This is a genomic window from Streptomyces koelreuteriae (assembly GCF_018604545.1).
Lineage (GTDB): Bacteria > Actinomycetota > Actinomycetes > Streptomycetales > Streptomycetaceae > Streptomyces > Streptomyces koelreuteriae.
Map to the genome: position 1 here is coordinate 8,369,033 of NZ_CP075896.1, position 15,795 is coordinate 8,384,827.

General features: G+C 72.0%; 14 protein-coding genes. 5 read left to right on the top strand and 9 right to left on the bottom strand.

All coding sequences use genetic code 11. The features are described from left to right. A complete protein-coding gene (locus tag KJK29_RS37645; RefSeq protein WP_215123906.1) occupies positions 1–1,212 on the bottom strand; it encodes an epoxide hydrolase family protein in 1,212 nt (403 codons plus the stop codon). A gap of 125 nt (positions 1,213–1,337) precedes the next feature. Between KJK29_RS37645 and KJK29_RS37650 the strand changes: the two genes are divergently transcribed. Next, a complete protein-coding gene (locus KJK29_RS37650; RefSeq protein ID WP_215123907.1) occupies positions 1,338–1,817 on the top strand; it encodes a VOC family protein in 480 nt (159 codons plus the stop codon). Positions 1,818–1,856: 39 nt separating this feature from the next. Here KJK29_RS37650 and KJK29_RS37655 read toward each other — a convergent pair whose 3' ends face one another. The 5 genes from KJK29_RS37655 to KJK29_RS37675 all read right to left on the bottom strand — a co-directional run bounded on the left by KJK29_RS37655 (position 1,857) and on the right by KJK29_RS37675 (position 8,142). Next, positions 1,857–2,732 carry an aminoglycoside phosphotransferase family protein gene (locus KJK29_RS37655; RefSeq protein ID WP_251058046.1) on the bottom strand — a complete coding sequence of 292 codons (876 nt, stop codon included), beginning with the start codon at positions 2,730–2,732 and terminating at the stop codon, positions 1,857–1,859. 32 nt (positions 2,733–2,764) lie between these two features. Next, positions 2,765–3,667 carry an SGNH/GDSL hydrolase family protein gene (locus KJK29_RS37660; protein WP_215123909.1) on the bottom strand — a complete coding sequence of 301 codons (903 nt, stop codon included), beginning with the start codon at positions 3,665–3,667 and terminating at the stop codon, positions 2,765–2,767. A gap of 113 nt (positions 3,668–3,780) precedes the next feature. Further along, the gene (locus tag KJK29_RS37665; RefSeq protein WP_215123910.1) at positions 3,781–4,665 is read right to left on the bottom strand and encodes a geranyl diphosphate 2-C-methyltransferase; all 885 of its coding nucleotides are present in this window, start codon (positions 4,663–4,665) and stop codon (positions 3,781–3,783) included. A gap of 44 nt (positions 4,666–4,709) precedes the next feature. Next, entirely contained in the window at positions 4,710–5,747 is a 1,038-nt protein-coding gene (locus KJK29_RS37670) for a family 2 encapsulin nanocompartment cargo protein terpene cyclase (RefSeq protein WP_215124601.1), read from the bottom strand. 937 nt (positions 5,748–6,684) lie between these two features. Then, positions 6,685–8,142, bottom strand: a complete 1,458-nt coding sequence (locus tag KJK29_RS37675) for a family 2B encapsulin nanocompartment shell protein (protein ID WP_215123911.1) — start codon at positions 8,140–8,142, stop codon at positions 6,685–6,687. A 589-nt stretch (positions 8,143–8,731) separates the two neighbouring features. On the opposite strand from KJK29_RS37675, the gene KJK29_RS37680 reads away from it, so the two are divergent. Both KJK29_RS37680 and KJK29_RS37685 read left to right on the top strand, forming a co-directional pair. Continuing rightward, a complete protein-coding gene (locus KJK29_RS37680; RefSeq protein WP_215123912.1) occupies positions 8,732–9,532 on the top strand; it encodes a VOC family protein in 801 nt (266 codons plus the stop codon). A gap of 41 nt (positions 9,533–9,573) precedes the next feature. Beyond that, positions 9,574–10,302 carry a ribonuclease H family protein gene (locus KJK29_RS37685; protein ID WP_215123913.1) on the top strand — a complete coding sequence of 243 codons (729 nt, stop codon included), beginning with the start codon at positions 9,574–9,576 and terminating at the stop codon, positions 10,300–10,302. Here KJK29_RS37685 and melC2 read toward each other — a convergent pair whose 3' ends face one another. Both melC2 and melC1 read right to left on the bottom strand, forming a co-directional pair. Then, complete coding sequence (gene melC2, locus KJK29_RS37690) at positions 10,303–11,124, bottom strand: tyrosinase MelC2 (protein WP_215123914.1); 822 nt, start codon at positions 11,122–11,124, stop codon at positions 10,303–10,305. It abuts the gene before it with no gap. A gap of 31 nt (positions 11,125–11,155) precedes the next feature. Then, a complete protein-coding gene (gene melC1, locus KJK29_RS37695) occupies positions 11,156–11,530 on the bottom strand; it encodes an apotyrosinase chaperone MelC1 (protein WP_215123915.1) in 375 nt (124 codons plus the stop codon). Between the two features lie 394 nt (positions 11,531–11,924). On the opposite strand from melC1, the gene KJK29_RS37700 reads away from it, so the two are divergent. Together KJK29_RS37700 and KJK29_RS37705 are read left to right on the top strand one after the other, a co-directional pair. Continuing rightward, on the top strand, positions 11,925–13,388 hold the full coding sequence (locus tag KJK29_RS37700) for an MFS transporter (protein WP_215123916.1): 1,464 nt from the start codon (positions 11,925–11,927) through the stop codon (positions 13,386–13,388). Further along, entirely contained in the window at positions 13,385–13,969 is a 585-nt protein-coding gene (locus KJK29_RS37705) for a TetR/AcrR family transcriptional regulator (RefSeq protein ID WP_215123917.1), read from the top strand. Before KJK29_RS37700 ends, KJK29_RS37705 begins: the two co-directional genes overlap by 4 nt. Here KJK29_RS37705 and KJK29_RS37710 read toward each other — a convergent pair. Next, positions 13,959–15,605, bottom strand: coding sequence for a cholesterol oxidase substrate-binding domain-containing protein (locus tag KJK29_RS37710; protein ID WP_215123918.1), 1,647 nt, complete (start codon positions 15,603–15,605; stop codon positions 13,959–13,961). The genes KJK29_RS37705 and KJK29_RS37710 overlap by 11 nt on opposite strands. Between the last annotated feature and the right edge of the window lie 190 nt (positions 15,606–15,795).

Sequence of the window (15,795 nt, forward strand, 5' to 3'; positions counted from 1 at the left end):
TCAGCCCTTCTCGCGCAGCTGCCGGAAGAACGCCCGCACGTCCTCCACCAGCAGGCCCGGTTGCTCCATGGCGGCGAAGTGCCCGCCCCGGTCGAACTCCGTCCAGCGGACGATGTTCTCCGTCCGCTCCGCCTTGTGGCGCAGCGGGATCTGGGGGTCGCCGGAGAAGGACGCCACCGCGGTCGGCGCGCTGGAGGGCTCGTGCGGGGCGGCGATCCGCTCGCCCCGGGCGTGGGCGCGCTCGTAGTAGACCCGGGCGGACGAACCCGCCGTGCCCGTCAGCCAGTACAGCATCACGTTCGTGAGCATCAGGTCCCGGTCCACGGCCTCCTCGGGCAGCTCGTCGGAGTCCGTCCACTCCCGGAACTTCTCGACGATCCAGGCGAGTTGGCCCACCGGCGAGTCCGTGAGCGCGTAGGAGAGGGTCTGCGGCCGGGTGGACTGCACATGGAAGTAGCCCGTCCCGTCGCGCGACCACTTCTCCCACCGGCGCCAGGAGGTGAGCGTGCGCTCCCGTTCCGCGGGACTCAGCGCGTCCAGCTCTTCGGCGGTCGGCTCGGTGGTGGCCTGGCCGCCGGGCAGCAGATTGAGGTGGACGCCGGTGACCCGGCCGGGGTGGACTCGGCCCAGCTCGCGGGAGATGGCCGCGCCCCAGTCGCCGCCCTGGGCGCCGAACCGCTCGTAGCCGAGGCGCGTCATCAGCTCGGCCCACGCGTCCGCGATCCGGCGCGCCTCCCAGCCGGTCTCCCGGGTGGGTCCGGAGAACCCGAAGCCGGGGATGCTCGGCAGCACCACATGGAAGGCGTCGGCCGGATCACCGCCGTGCGCGGCCGGGTCCGTCAACGGCCCGACGATGTCGAGGAACTCGACGATCGACCCCGGCCATCCGTGCGTGACGACCAGCGGGGTGGCGCCCGGTTCGGGGGAGCGGATGTGCGCGAAGTGCACCCGCGCGCCGTCGATCTCGGTCGTGAACTGCGGCCACGCGTTCAGCCGCGCCTCCGCCGCCCGCCAGTCGTACGAGTGCCGCCAGTACCGCACCAGCTCGCGCAGATAGCCCGACGGAACGCCGTATGTCCATCCCACCCCGGGCAGCTCGTCGGGCCACCGGATCCGGTCGAGACGGTCGTAAAGGTCGTCGAGGTCGCTCTGCGGGATGTCGATACGGAACGGACGGAGACTGCTGCCGCTGTCAGCGGGCGAAGACGTCATGACCCGGGATGCTAGTTCCGAACGGTGTAACGGCCACCTGAATTTGCCGGCCGGTCCACCGATGAGTTCCGGGGCGAGCGCCGGTCGACAGTGGTGACAGCGTTCCACGCGCCCAGGAGGTACCCATGGCCACCGACGGTTTCACCACGTGTCTCTGGTACGACGACCAGGCCGAGGAGGCCGCCCACCACTACGTCTCGATCTTCAAGAACTCCAGCATCGGCGACGTCGCCCGCTACCCCGAGGGAACACCTCACCGGGCGGGCACCGTCATGACCGTCGAGTTCACGGCCAACGGCCACAAGTTCCTCGCGCTCAACGGCGGCCCTCAGTTCAAGTTCACCGAGGCGGTCTCCTTCATGATCTTCTGCGCGGACCAGGAGGAGATCGACTACTACTGGACCAAGCTCACCGAGGACGGCGAGCCCGGACCCTGCGGCTGGCTCAAGGACAAGTACGGAGTGTCCTGGCAGGTCGTCCCCGACCGGCTCCAGGACATGATCACCGACCCGGACCCGGCGAAGGTGGCCCGGGTGACCGAGGCGTTCATGGCGATGACCAAGTTCGACATCGCGACCCTGGACCAGGCCTACGCGGGCGAGTGACGCCCCCCGGTCAGGGGGCAGACCCGGCCGAGTCTGCCCCTACGCCGTCTCGGCCAGGATCTCCCGGATCACATGCCGGGAGTTCTCCGCGACCGGTGGGTTCGTGTCCCAGTAGTACGGCAGGGCGATGACCGCGATCGACAGGGCCCAGCCCCGGCCCCGCGCCCACTCGGCCTCGCCGGCGCCCACGGCCTTGCGGAAGGCATCGCGCGCATCGGTCGGCAGTACACACCAGGCGCTGATGAGGTCGTCGGCGGGATCCCCCACCCCCACGGTGCCGAAGTCGATCACGGCGCTCAGCCGTCCGGCCGTGACCAGAAGATTCCCGGCCATCAGATCGCCGTGCGCCCAGACCGGCGGCCCGGCGTACTCGGGGGCGCGCAGGGCCTCCTCCCACGCCTCCGTCACGGCTGCGGTGTCGATCCGCCCCGTGAGCTGGGCGAGCGCCTCGCGCACGAAGGGGTCCCGGGCCGCCAGCGGCACTCCCCGGTAACCGGTCGGGCCCTCTGCCGGGTCGGTCCGGCGCAGGGCCGCGACGTACGCGCCCAGGTCCTCGGCGAGCAGACGCGGCTCGTCGAGCGCGCCGGGCACCGGGTTGCGGCCGTCCAGCCAGCCGTACACCGACCAGGGCCACGGGAAGCCCTCGCCGGGCTCGCCCCGTCCGAGGGGTTCGGGGGAGGCGACGGGCAGGCCAGGGCTCAGCCGGGGCAGCCACCGCAGTTCGTGGCTGATGGCCTCGACGGCGCGGGGATGCCGGGGGAGCCGCACGACCTTGTCCGCGCCGAGGCGGAACATGGCGTTCTCGCTCCCGGAGGACTCCACGCGTCGTAGGGGCAGCCCCGCCCACTGGGGGAACTGTCCCGCGATCAGTCGGCCGACGAGCGGGACGTCGACCTCTCGTTCGTCCTCATGCATTCGCACAGCGCACATGACGCCCATTCGAACGGTCAATTCCCCGGCTGTCGAATGGTTTTGGTGATCTCCCGGGCGATGCGCAGGATGCCGGGAGAGCGCACCGGGCAGGGCTTCGGCGTGGACGTCGTGGGAGCCAGACAGAAATGCAGATAGTCGTCGTCGCGGTGCAGGGCCGTCCGGTCGCGGCCGGGCTGGGTGCAGTAGTCGGGGTGGGCCCGCTCGTAGGCCGTGCAGGGCAGGTGCTGCGTCCACGTGTAGCGGTCCGAGGCGGGACTCACCGTCCCCCCGGCGTCCGCGACGATGTCGTCCGAGCCGGCGGCCAGCCGCTCGTACAGCCCGTTCACGCGCCGCACCCGGTCGGGTGTGATCGGGTCCGGACCTTGCAGCACCCACACGATCCGCGGCCGGTGCGCTCCGCCGGCCGTCGAGATCTGCTCGATGAGCCGGCGCGCGTCGGCCTCGTACCGCTCGAAGTACCTCTCCCGCGAACCGTCGTACGTGATCTTGTCCATGCACCAGGTGAAGTCCCAGGCGTTGCCCCAGAACTGCAGCACCACGAAGTCCGGCCGCAGCGATCGCACCAGGGCCGCCGCCTTGTCCCGTGCCGGGACGAGCGAGCGCTCGGCCGTGCCCTCCAGGTAGTCGCACAGGGTGGTGCCCGAATAGGGGGCGCTCGTGTATTTGGCGCGCAGGTCCCGGCGCAGCTCCTGGCCGAGGACCTTCTGGTTCTCCATGGCGAGGGAATCGCCGAGATACAGCACGCGGGGCGCCTTCGCCGGGGCGCGGGGGCTCGGTGAGGCCGGGGCCCGCTGATGCGTGGTCGTGGACACCTCCGGCGCGGACGGCGGGGACGTGCCGGGTCCGGACGACGGATCCCCGCACGCCCCGAGCAGCAGCCCGGCCAGCAGGACACCCACGATCCACGGTCCGCGCATCCCGCAACTCCCGCCCCGGCCGGTGAAAAGGCTCCCAGGCAAGCACAGCCGGGCCCGGGGCGGAAGACGCGCGTCGGCCACGGAGTGGCCGTGACCGACGACTTGACGAACGGTCAGACGCGGTCGGCCACGATCATCAGGTACTGGAAGCTGCCGTTCTTGTACGCGGTCAGGAACGTGTCCTCGATGCCCGTGACGAGATGGTCGGCCCGCCTGCGCAGCTCCCAGTAGGGGATGGCCGTGGCGGTGAGGTCCTGCACATGGACGGGGACCAGACGGTTGCGGGCCATCGCCCGGAAGTACTCCGAGCGCGGGTGGATGTCGCAGATGTAGTGGGCGTTGATCAGGGACACCTCGCGCGAGGCCCGCCCGTAGGTGTCGTTGTAGCAGCCGGTGATCACCACATAGCGTCCGCCGCGGCGCAGCAGCCGGGCGTGCTCGGCGAACAGCAGGTCCAGTTCCACGTACATGGTCGACTCGTTGTTCCACGACGCGGCGAACGCGCCCGAGGTGAAGCCCGTGTCGAGCATGTTCCGGCAGTGGTAGCGGACCTTGCCGTCGATGCCGCGCTGCCGGGCCTGCTCGTTCGCGAAGTCCGCCTGCTTGGCCGAGAGGGTCACACCGTCGGCGCGGCAGCCGTACCGCAGGTTCGCCACGACGCTGCCGCCGCCGCGTCCGCAGCCGGCGTCGAAGACGCGGTCGGCGGGAGTCACGGGGCCGAGGTGGGCGGCGAGCAGTTCCGCCTGGGCGTGCTCCAGGCGGTGCAGTTCCGTGGTGACCCGCTCGCGGAGCAGCGCCGGGTCGGGCTCGTCGAGCACGGACCAGTCGGCCTCTCCGACGCCGTAGTGATGGTGGTACAGGTCGTCGATCTTCCCCAGTTCGAGGTTGACCGGGTTCTCCTCCGCGTTCCAGTAGTCGGCCACGCGGGTCTGGTACGTCGAATCGGCGGCGGACGCGGGCTGAAGGGATGCGGTGGCGGCGTCGGCGGTGGTGGTCAAGGACGGCTCCTCGTGCTTCTTGCGTGACGTCAAGGGACTGTGCTCTACCAGTAGTCGGGCAGGTGGTAGCGGTGGGTGTTGGTGGCGTGCCACTCGTGGTTGCCGGAGACCCAGGCGGCCAGGCTCCCGGCGTAACGCTCGACGAGCGGTGAGGCGGCGGACAGGGCCGCGGACTCCTCCTCGAAGGCGTCCATGATCTGGTTGTGGATCTCGACGGCCTTCAGATAGGCGGCCTTGAGTCCGCACCGCTCGTCGGCGGCGATGACCAGCGGCAGGTTGAGATGGTCCGGCTCGGCCGCCAGCTCCTTGGTGAAGGAGTACAGGTCGTTGACGATCGTGGTGGCGTTGCACGCCAGCGCCGTGATCCGCTGGATCTCCGGTCGGGCGTAGACCGCCTCGGGCAGTTCGTAGCCGTCCACGGCGTCGACGATCGACAGGCAGGGGCGGAAGTTGTTGAACTGCCGCATCACCAGGTACTCCCAGACGCGCGGCACGTACCGCGTCTCCGCCCAGGCGGCCTCGGCGACGTACCCGAGGTGCAGCCGGGCGATGTCGTGCACGAACCGGTCGGTCTGGCTGGGTGTGGCGAAACCGGCGTAGTCCCGCAGCGCGCGGTGGTACGAGCGCAGCGGCCCGTCGGCCGTCAGGCCCTGGCGCCACTCCCTCTCCGCCTCGGGCGGCCCGTGGAAGGGGTCGAGTGCCGACTGGGCGATGACCAGCCGTCCGCCCAGACCGCGAGACGATCCGCCGCGGTCCTCGTCCTCCGAGCAGTAGCAGCTGTCGACGAGGTTCTCGGCCAGCAACAGCTCGCCCGCGACGGTGAGGCGGTCCAGATCGACGGCCCCCGGATGCTGGAGCACCACGGCCCGGCCGAACTGGAACCCCGCGAAGTCCCCCGTCCACGCCGGCGGAAACAGCTCGAGCTCCCGCGCCCAGGCCTCCAGCCTCCGGTCGACCTCCACGACCTTCGCGGGATCGGCGGGCACGGCGGCCCGATACCGAAGCCCGGGCACGGGCCCCCCGCGCCGGGCCCGTCCGGTCCGGCCGAGGCTCGGGGGGCCGGGTGGGGTGCGGCGGGAGATGGAGGCTGGTCGGTCTGTGGAACTCGGGGGCGGGGAGATCACGGAGCCCGAGACGCTGGGGGCCGGGAACCTGAAGGTCGGTGGAGCGGGAGGGCGGAAGGCCGGCCGGGTCGAGGGTGCCGGAGGGGTCGTGGGACTCGGGGGTGATGGGAGCGGGGATTCGGCGGTCGGGGCGAGCCGGAGGCCGAGGTCCGCGGGGCTGGGAGTATCCAGGACCGGACAGGTCGTGGGGCCCGACGGGATCGCGCAGTCCGACGGCCGTGCGGCGGGCGTTCCGAGGGCCGGTGGGGCCGAGTAGCCGAAGGTTGGTGGGGCCGGAGGGCGGAAGGCCGGCCGGTGCCCGGAACTCGGCGCGGCTGCGGAGCCGGAGCGCGATTGGGCCGGGGGGTCGGCGGCCGGTTGGGCCGACAAGTCGGGGATCGGTGGGCTCGGATCTCGTGGGGCCGGTGGGCCGGGTTGGCTGGCGGGGCCCGGGGGCATGGGGGACGAAGCCCCGGGGGCCGGGCGATGCGCGGACCCGGAGGGCGGCGGGGCCGGGAGGCCAAGAGATGGTGGGGGCGTGGAGCCCGAGGACTGCGGAGCCGGAGCCCGGAGTGCCTGTGGGGCCGGAGTCCCGAAGGTAGGTGGGGCTGGAGTCCCAAGGGCCGACGGGACCGGAAGGCCGGGCGACGTCCGGTGCGTGGAGCCCGAGGGCAGCGGGTCCGGAGTCCCGGGGGCCGGTGGAGCCGGAGCCCCGAGTGCCGGTGGGGCCGGAGTCCCGACGGTTGGTTGGGCCGGAGTGTCAAGGGTCGACGGGACCGGAAGGCCGGGTGACGTCCGGGGCGTGGAGCCCGAAGGCAGTCGTGGCTCGGTGTCGGAGAGCTGGTCGGGCTTGGAGGCGGGGATGTGGGGGCCGGGGGGCCGGGGCGTGTTCATGGGCGTGCTCGATTCCACCCCGTCAGCCGGCCGTCCGGCCGATCTGGACGTTCTCCAGGACGCCCGCGGCGTCGGGGACCAGAATGGCCATCGAGTAGTACGCGGTGACCAGGTAGCGGATGATCGCGGTCTCGTCGACGCCCATGAACCGTACGTTCAGGCCGGGCTGGTACTCCTCCGGGATCCCGGTCTGGAACAGTCCGACGACCCCCTGGTCGGCCTCGCCCGTGCGCAGCGCGATGATGCTGCTGGTGTGGTGGTCGCTGACCGGGATCTTGCCGCACGGGAAGAACGGCACACCCCGCCAGGCGGGCACCTCATGCCCGTCCACGTTCGCCGTGCCCGGCACCAGCCCGCGCTTGTTGCACTGCCGGAAGAACGCCGCGATCGCCTTGGGATGGGCGAGGAACAGCCGCGTCTTGCGCCGCATCGACAGCAGCTCGTCCAGGTCGTCCGGGGTCGGCGGCCCCGAGAACGTGCTGATGCGCTGGCTGTAGTCGATGTTGTGCAGCAGCCCGAACTCGCGGTTGTTGACCAGCTCCCACTCCTGCCGCTCACGGATCTCCTCGATGGTCAGCCGGAGCTGCTGCTCGGTCTGGTCCATCGGGTCGTTGTAGAGGTCGGCGACCCGCGAGTGGACACGCAGCACGGTCTGCGTGAGCGACAACTCGTACTCGCGCGGCGCGAGTTCGTAGTCCACGAACCCGCCCGTCAGCACCGGCTCGCCCACATGCCCGGCCTGCACCGGCACATCCGCCTCGCCCTTGCGGTTCATCGGCTTGCTCTGCCGCTCCGCGTAGGCCTCCAGATGGGCCGCGAAGGACGGGACGCGGTCCGTGTACTCCCGCAGCGCGTCCCAGGACAGCACCAGCACGACGCCCGAGGTCTCCGCCCGTACGGACGTGAGCCACAGCGGGTCGGCCCGCCCCACGGCCTCGTCACCGAGCCCCTCGCCGTCCGCGACGACCCCGATGACCTCCTCCTCGCCGTACTTGCCGGTGGCGTACCGGGTGAAACGGCCGTGCACGATCAGATAGGCCTCGGTCACGGGCTGTCCGGCCTCGAAGAGCACCTCGCCGACGCGCACCTCACGGACCTCGAAGCGCGACGCGATCTGCTTCAGCACCTCGCCGTCGGAGTAGCCGCGCAGCACGGGCAGTTCGGTGAGCGTCTCGGGGATGACCCTGATGTCGTCGGCACCGTTCTGCTCGAACTGCACCCGGCCGCGTCCGAGACGCAACGTCAGACGCCGGTTGACCCGGTAGGCGCCGCCCCTGACATCGACCCACGGCAGCATCTTGAGCAGCCAGCGCGAGGTGATGGCCTGCATCTGCGGCACGGACTTGGTGGTGGTGGCGAGCTGGCGCGCCGCCTGCGTGCCGAGACTGGTGAGCCGGGCCTCGGCCGCGCCGGGGCGGGCGGCGGGCTCGGGGGCGGGGTCGTCGGTGGCGGGGCCGGTGGTGCTTTCGGGGGCGGACACATTCCCTCCCTGGGATCGAACGAGGTGTTCGCTGGGCGAGCGGTGCGGAGCCTTTGCCGAGCAGAGGTGGCAGCGGGGGCCTGAGGTGAGTGGTCGGCCGTAGAGGCGGAGTGGTGGCAGGGACGGTGGGGTGGCCGGCGAAGGCGGCGGCCTCGTGACGCCCGTGAGCCGGACGCGCCGCGAGGCATAGCCAAACAGCGGCAGAGGCGCCTGGATAACCGCGTGAAGGGGGCGGATTCTCGCGCCGGAGGTGGCAAACCCGCGATGGGTGCGGACGACGAGCGGGCGTGTGCCCCCACGCCGGTCGCCCACCCGGATCCGCCCGGCGCGCAGGGCGCACAGGGAGCCCGGGGCGCACGGACGCCGCCGTACCGCCGGACCCACCGCCCGTCTCTCCCCGGCGCACACCCCCTCGCGCCTCACGCCTCCTCGCGCCATCGCCACTCGGCGGGCGGATCACACACGGCGGCGCGCGGAACCCCGCCCACACGGCGGCGCGCGGAACCCCGCCCGTTCGGCGCGCGGGCCGACGCGAGGGTGACTAGCGTGAGGAAACGGACCATCCACCCATCCGGAGAGGGCCGCAGCCATGGCCGTGCAACCTGAAGGAACCCCTTGCTGGGCCGACGCGACGTTCAGTGATCTCGAAGGGGCCAAGAACTTCTACGGAGAGGTCCTCGGCTGGACCTTCGCCGAGGCGTCCCCGGAGTACGGCGACTACACCCAGGCCTACGCGGACGGCAAGGCGGTCGCCGCCGTCGTCCCGCCCATGCCCGGCCAGCCGGAGGCCCCGTCGCAGTGGTGCCTGTACTTCGCCGCCCGGGACACCGCCGCCACCGCGGCCCGGATCCGCGACAAGGGCGGCGAGGTGCTGATGGAGCCGATGCAGGTCGGCGACTTCGGCACCATGTGCCTGGCCCGCGACCCGAGCGGTGTCGTCTTCGGCGTCTGGCAGGCGGGCACCCACGAGGGTTTCGAGGTGATGGCCGAGCCGGGTGCCTACACCTGGGCCGAGGTCTTCACCCGCGAGCCCGAGAAGTCCGACGCGTTCTTCCCCGCCGTCTTCTCCTACCGGCAGCGGGACATGAAGGACGGCGACATCGACTTCCGCATCTACGACCTCGGCGAGCGCACCGTGCTGGGCCGGATGCAGATGACCGAGGAATTCCCGCCCGAGGTGCCGCCGTACATCAACGTCTACTTCACCGTCGAGGACTGCGACGACGCCGTGGCGAAGGCGACCAAGCTCGGCGGCATCCTGCGGTTCGGCCCGATGACCACGCCGTTCGGCCGGTTCGCCGCCATCAGCGATCCGCAGGGCGCGATGTTCTCGGTGATCGACGTCACGACGACCGAGGGGGACATGCCGAAGCTGTCCGACGTGTCGTAGCCACCCGACCCTCCCGGCCGGGCGGACCCCGCGGCCATGGCATGATCGAGCGCATGCCTGAACGTGTTGTGGCCGCGTGTGACGGGGCTTCGAAGGGAAACCCGGGGCCCGCGGGCTGGGCCTGGGTCGTCGCCGACGCTTCCGAGAGCCCGGTGAGCTGGGAGGCCGGGCCGCTCGGCAAGGCCACCAACAACGTCGCGGAACTGACCGCGCTGGAGCGCCTGCTGACGGCGACCGACCCCGGTGTACCGCTCGAGATCCGGATGGACTCGCAGTACGCGATGAAGGCGGTCACCACCTGGCTGCCCGGCTGGAAGCGCAACGGCTGGAAGACGTCCGCCGGCAAGCCGGTCGCCAACCAGGACCTCGTGGTGCGCATCGACGAGCTGCTGGACGGGCGCTCGGTGGAGTTCCGCTACGTGCCCGCCCACCAGGTCGACGGCGACCGGCTCAACGACTTCGCCGACCGCGCCGCCAGCCAGGCCGCCACCGTCCAGGAGCCCGCGGGCAGCGAGCTCGGTTCCCCCGAGCCGCCGCCCGCCCCGGACACCCCGGTCAAGGCGCCCCGCTCCCGCCCGCGCGTCGGCTCGGCCCGCACCGCGAAGGCCGCCGGCGCCAGGACCTCCGGAGCCAAGGGCTCCTCGCGCACCATCAAGGCGAAGTTCCCCGGCCGCTGCCAGTGCGGCCGCTCCTACGCGGCGGGCGAGTCCATCGCCAAGAACGACACCGGCTGGGGACACCCGGAGTGCCGCACGGCCGCGACCGCCTGATCAGACGTCGAAGGTGTAGTGCGGCGTGTGGTCCAGCAGATCCGCCGGGCTCGTGTCGTGCCACGGCCGCATCGTCTCGTTGAGGTCGATCACGTTCGGCGTGCCCGACACCGGCAGATAGCCGGAGCCGGGGTGCCGCCGCTGCCACTCGGCCCACAGCTTGTCGATATAGGCGTGGTGCAGCCAGAACACCGGGTCGTTGGGCGAGGCGCCGGTGGCCATGTGCCCGCCCACCCAGACATGGACGCGGTTGTGCAGATTGACCCCGCGCCAGCCTTCGAGATGGTTGCGGAAACCGTCCGAGCCGCTGTTCCAGGGCGCCATGTCGTACGTCGCCATCGACAGCACCGACTCGACCTCGGCCGCCGTCGGCAGCTGGCGTCCCCCGGAACCGAGGGAGCGCCGCAGGAACGTACGGCCGTCGACCCGCACATTGATCTGCCAGTTCCCGGCGGACGAGGCGAACGGCCCGTCCGGCACCCGGCCGTCCCGGTCGCGCCCGGTGCCGCCGAGGAAGTCGGGCGCCCACAGGGAGGCGCGCGGCGAACGGTCCACGGTCCAGTCCCAGTACGGCAGGGCCACCGACGCGTCCACCGACTGCAGCGCCCGCTCGAACTCCAGGAGGAATCTTCGGTGCCAGGGCAGGAAGGACGGTGAGCGGTGGCCCGTCCGCTCGCCGTTGTCGGTGTCGGAGACGATGAATTCGTTGTGCGTCGTGACGAACTCGTCGTAGCGGCCGCTGCGCTTCAGCTCCATGAGGGCGGCGACGAAACGCCGCTTCTCGTCGGCGGTCAGGGCGGACTGGTTCTTGCGGACGGTCATGTGCGGATGCTCCAGAGCCTTTCGGGGCGGGTCAGTTGGCGGGGAAGGGCAGCAGCGGCGCGCCCTGCAGCTCGTCCACCGCGGCGCGGGCGACGGCGCGCGGGGTGGACACCGGGTCGTAGTGGCTGACGACGCTGATCCAGGTGCCGTCGGCGTTGCGCATCACGTGCAGTTCCACACCGTCGACGAAGACCGCGTATCCGGCGCCGTGGTGGTGATGACCGGACCCGGTGGCCGGGCGGCCCTGTATCCGGCGGCCCTTGTAGACCTCGTCGAAGGTCCCGGGGGTGTTGTGGTGCCCGTGCTCGGGGGCGGCCGTGGCGGGTGCGATGGCGGGCAGGGCGCCGGCCGCCCCGGCGAGGACGGCCGCGGCGGTGAGCGCGCGGCGACGGGTGAGTTCCGGCATACGGACCTCCTGGGTCGGTTCGGGTGTTGACCTGGGCATGCCTACAGGTCCGTCCGGTACCGGGAGAAATCCGCGCGAGCCGGTTGGCTGCGATTCGGGCAATTCCCCTTATGTCATGCAAGGTTGAACGAAGGTGATCTTGCCCCCACGGGGCGGGGCGCGGGCGCGGAGGGGGAGATTCCGCCCGCTTGGGGCGGCGCGGCGGTGGTTCCTCCCCGCGAGGCCCGCTGTCCGTGGTGCACGTCACGCCGCGAAACTGGCGCGATTCGGCGGTCCGCCCTCCCGGCGCCCCGAGGCCGACCGGACCTCCCGGCTGGGTGAATGGTAATTCACCAGCTAAGGTGAATTACCATTCACCCGCCGCCTCGCCCAGGCGCCGCCCGCTGGAGTGCCGATGGACCGGACCGCCGCGATACGCAACCGGCTCACCGTCCCGGTGCTCGCCTTCGGCGGCATCCTCATGGCCGTCATGCAGACCGTGGTCGTGCCCCTGCTGCCCGACCTGCCCCGGCTGACCGGCGCCTCGGCCGGCACGGTCTCCTGGATGGTCACGGCCACCCTGCTCTCCGGCGCCGTCCTCACCCCGGTCCTGGGCCGGGCCGGCGACATGTACGGCAAGCGACGGGTGCTCATGGCGGCCCTCGCGCTGATGACCCTGGGCTCGGTCCTGTGCGCCCTGACCTCCGACATCGGTGTGCTGATCGCCGCCCGCACCCTGTCCGGGGCCGCCGCCGCGGTCGTCCCGCTGTCCATCAGCATCCTGCGGGACGAGCTGCCGCCCGAGCGCCGGGGCTCGGCCGTGGCGCTGATGAGCTCCACCGTCGGCATCGGCGCCGCGCTCGGCCTGCCGCTGGCCGCGGTGATCGTGCAGTACGCCGACTGGCACACCATGTTCTGGGTGACCAGCGCCCTCGGAGCGGCGGGCGTGACCCTGGTGTGGTGGGCGGTACGGGAATCGCCGGTGCGCGAACCGGGCCGGTTCGACGTGCCGGGCGCCCTGGGACTGGCCGTCGGACTGGTCTGCCTGCTGCTCGGGGTGTCCCAGGGCGGGCAGTGGGGCTGGGGCGGCCCGCGTGTCGTGGGCCTGTTCCTTGCCGCCGCCGTCGTACTCGCGCTGTGGTGGTGGCAGCAGCTACGGGCCGAACAGCCGCTGGTGGACCTGCGGTTGGTGGCCCGGCCCCGGGTCGGACTGTCCCATGTGGCCGCGCTGCTCGCCGGGTTCGCCTTCTACGCCAACACCCTGGTCACCGCCCAGCTCGTGCAGGCGCCCGAGGCGACCGGGTACGGGCTCGGTCTGTCCATCGTCGCCACCGGTCTGTGCCTGCTGCCCAGCGGCGTGATCATGCTGCTGCTGTCGCCCGTCTCCGCGCGGATCTCCGCCGCGCGCGGGCCGCGCGTCACGCTCGCCCTCGGGGCGGCGGTCATCGCCGCCGGGTACGCGGTCCGTATCGCCGACAGCCGCGACCTGTGGATGATCATCGGTGGGGCCACGGTCGTGGCGACCGGCACCACCCTGGCCTACTCGGCGCTGCCCACCCTGATCCTGCGTGCCGTGCCGGCCGGGCAGACCGCGTCCGCCAACGGCGTCAACGTCCTGATGCGGACGATCGGCCAGGCCTGCTCGAGTGCCGCCGTGGCCGCCGTCCTGGTGCACCACACCAGTCTCGTCGGCGGGGCGCCGGTGCCCACCCTGCACGGATACCTGCTGGCCTTCGCGATGGCCGGCGCGGTCGCGCTCCTGGCCGTCGCGGCGGCGCTGTGCATCCCCGGCGACTCCGGGTCCGACGCGCCGGACGGTCCCGAACCGGCCGGGGACCGCACCCCGGGAGCGCACGACCGGGCGATGGAGGGAGCATGAGTGCCGTGAGCACTCCACCCGTCACGCCCACGCCGGCCCGCAGGGACGCCGAGGCGACCAAGGCGGCCATTCTGAAGGCGGCCCGTCATCTGCTGGCCCGGCACGCGCACGCCGACATCACGCTCAAGGCCGTCGCCGAGCGCGCCGGTGTGAGCCCGCCGCTGATCCTGAAGTACTTCGGCAACAAGGACACGCTGTTCGCCCGGGTCATGTCCTTCGAGAGCGACGCCGATGCCCTGCTGGCCGCGCCGCTCGACGAACTCGGAGCGCACATGGTTCGGCACGTCCTGGTCAGCCAGTCCGAGCAGGGCGCCGACCCGCTGCTGCGGATCGTCTTCGCGCCCCTGCACGGCGAGCAGGGCGACATCCTGCGCGCCAACTTCCGCACCCAGGTGACCGATCGCCTCACCGACCGCCTCACCGGCCCCGACGCCGGCCTGCGCGCCGAACTGGCCGTCGCCACGCTGCTCGGCCTGGGCGTGATGTACGGCATCGCCCGCGGCACCGAGGTGCGGGCCAGCACGGTCGACGCCCTGGTCGGCCGCTACGCCCCGTCGGTGCAGGCGCACCTCACCCCGTAGCGCCCGGGCCGAACAGCCGGTCCAGGAAGGCGTTGCCGTACACGCGGTGCGGGTCGAGCCGGTCCAGCACCGCGTCCGCCTCGGCCCACTCCGCCGTACCGACCGCGGCCGGCACCACCGAGCCCAGCACCTCCTGGTCGCTCCACACCCCGTCGTCCGTGTACGCCCACCCCTTGGACCACTCCACCCGGGTCAGCGCGAACCCGCCGTCGAAGGTGCGCAGCAGGAACCGCTCGATCTCGCGCAGGAACGCCTCCGCGTCCGGAGTGCCCGGCAGTGTCAGGACGTCCAGCCACACGGCCGTGTCCCACTCGGGGTGGTCCTCGCGCGGCCGGAGCGCGGACAGCAGCGGCGCACGCGCCCCGGCCACCGCGGCGTCGCCCGGTTGGTCCAGGCCGGTCACCCGGATCTCCACCGAGCCGTTGACCGGGAAGCTGCCCCGGGCCGCGTACGCCGCCAGCCGCTCCCGGTAGAAGGCGGCGAACTCGGAGACCACCCGCTGCACTTGCTCCCGCGAGGTGAGGACCGCGTAGCCGTCGGCGTGCACCCGCAGGGTGCTCGGCTTCAGATACAGCAGCGTGTTCTTGGACGGTCCCCAGAGGTCGGCGGACAGTGTCGTCACCAGCCCGAGCGCGGCCGCCTCGTACTGTGCGGTGCCCAGCACCGGCGCCAGATACCAGGCCGCGTCCGACGTCATCCGTCCGACCAGTTCCGCCACCGGCGTCGGGATGTTGTCGGAGAAGGGGTAGTTGTACGGCCGCGTCACCCGCCGCGAGGTCAGCGGCCGGGTGGGGGAGACGCTCCACACCTTCAGCCAGGGATGCTCGGTGAAGGCGAACCAGATCGCCTCGACCCGCCCGGCCTCGTCGAGGTAGCGCGCGAGGGTACGCCCGTCGGAGCCGGGTGCGGCGAACAGCTCGCCCGCCGGGATGTCCGTACGGCTCACACACCGCAGGTTGGTGTTCGCGCCGGCCCGCAGCACCACCTCGGTCACGAGGGACCGTCCGAGATGGGTCAGCAGCGCGGCGCAGTCCGCCTCGTCGCGGCGGAACGTGCGCACCACGTACGCGCCGGCACGGGAGTCCCAGACGATCGCCGTCAGGGACAGGATCAGATTGCTGAGCGAGCCGTAGGTGTGCCCGGCCCGCCGGTGTTCGCCCCGCGCGGGGACGGCCGTGCCGTGCGCGTCGATCGCCAGGGCGCCGCCCAGAGTCAGGACACCGGGGGCGGGAGCGGCCGTGACGCCGAGGCCGTGTTCCTCCAGGAAGGTCAGCAGGGCCTCCATGGTCACGCCGGTACCGGCGCGCACAGCTGTCGGCGAGTCCAGCGCGAGGCCGGTCAGATGAGGCGTGGTGTCGACGAGGAGCACGGGCGCGCCGGACGGCGTCCCCTCCGTCACGGTCAGGGGCGACCAGCCGTGCGCGGCGCCCCGGGCACGCACCCGCCACCCTTGCCGCCAGGCCCAGTTGACGACCTCGGCCACCTGCTCCGCGCTGTCCGGCGCACAGGCCCACAGCCCGTCGGCGGTGATCTCGCCGACCCAGTTCCGGTACGCCGAGCGGTACAGCGCGACATCCGCCGGGAAGTCCGGCAACTCCGCCGCCGCGGCCGCCGGATCCGCCGGCAGACCCGGCACGGCGGCTAGGGCGGCCGCAGTGAGGAGGAATCCTCGACGCGTCCAATGCGGTTGCTGGGAAGGGCAGTTGCCCGTGGAACCGGTAGTCACGTGGAGTCACGCTAGGGGCCCCGTTGACACGTGACACGTTCCTGTCGCATCTATTCACTCGTGTGAGTGAATCTTGCAGGGTCCGCGGGCCGGAGCGACA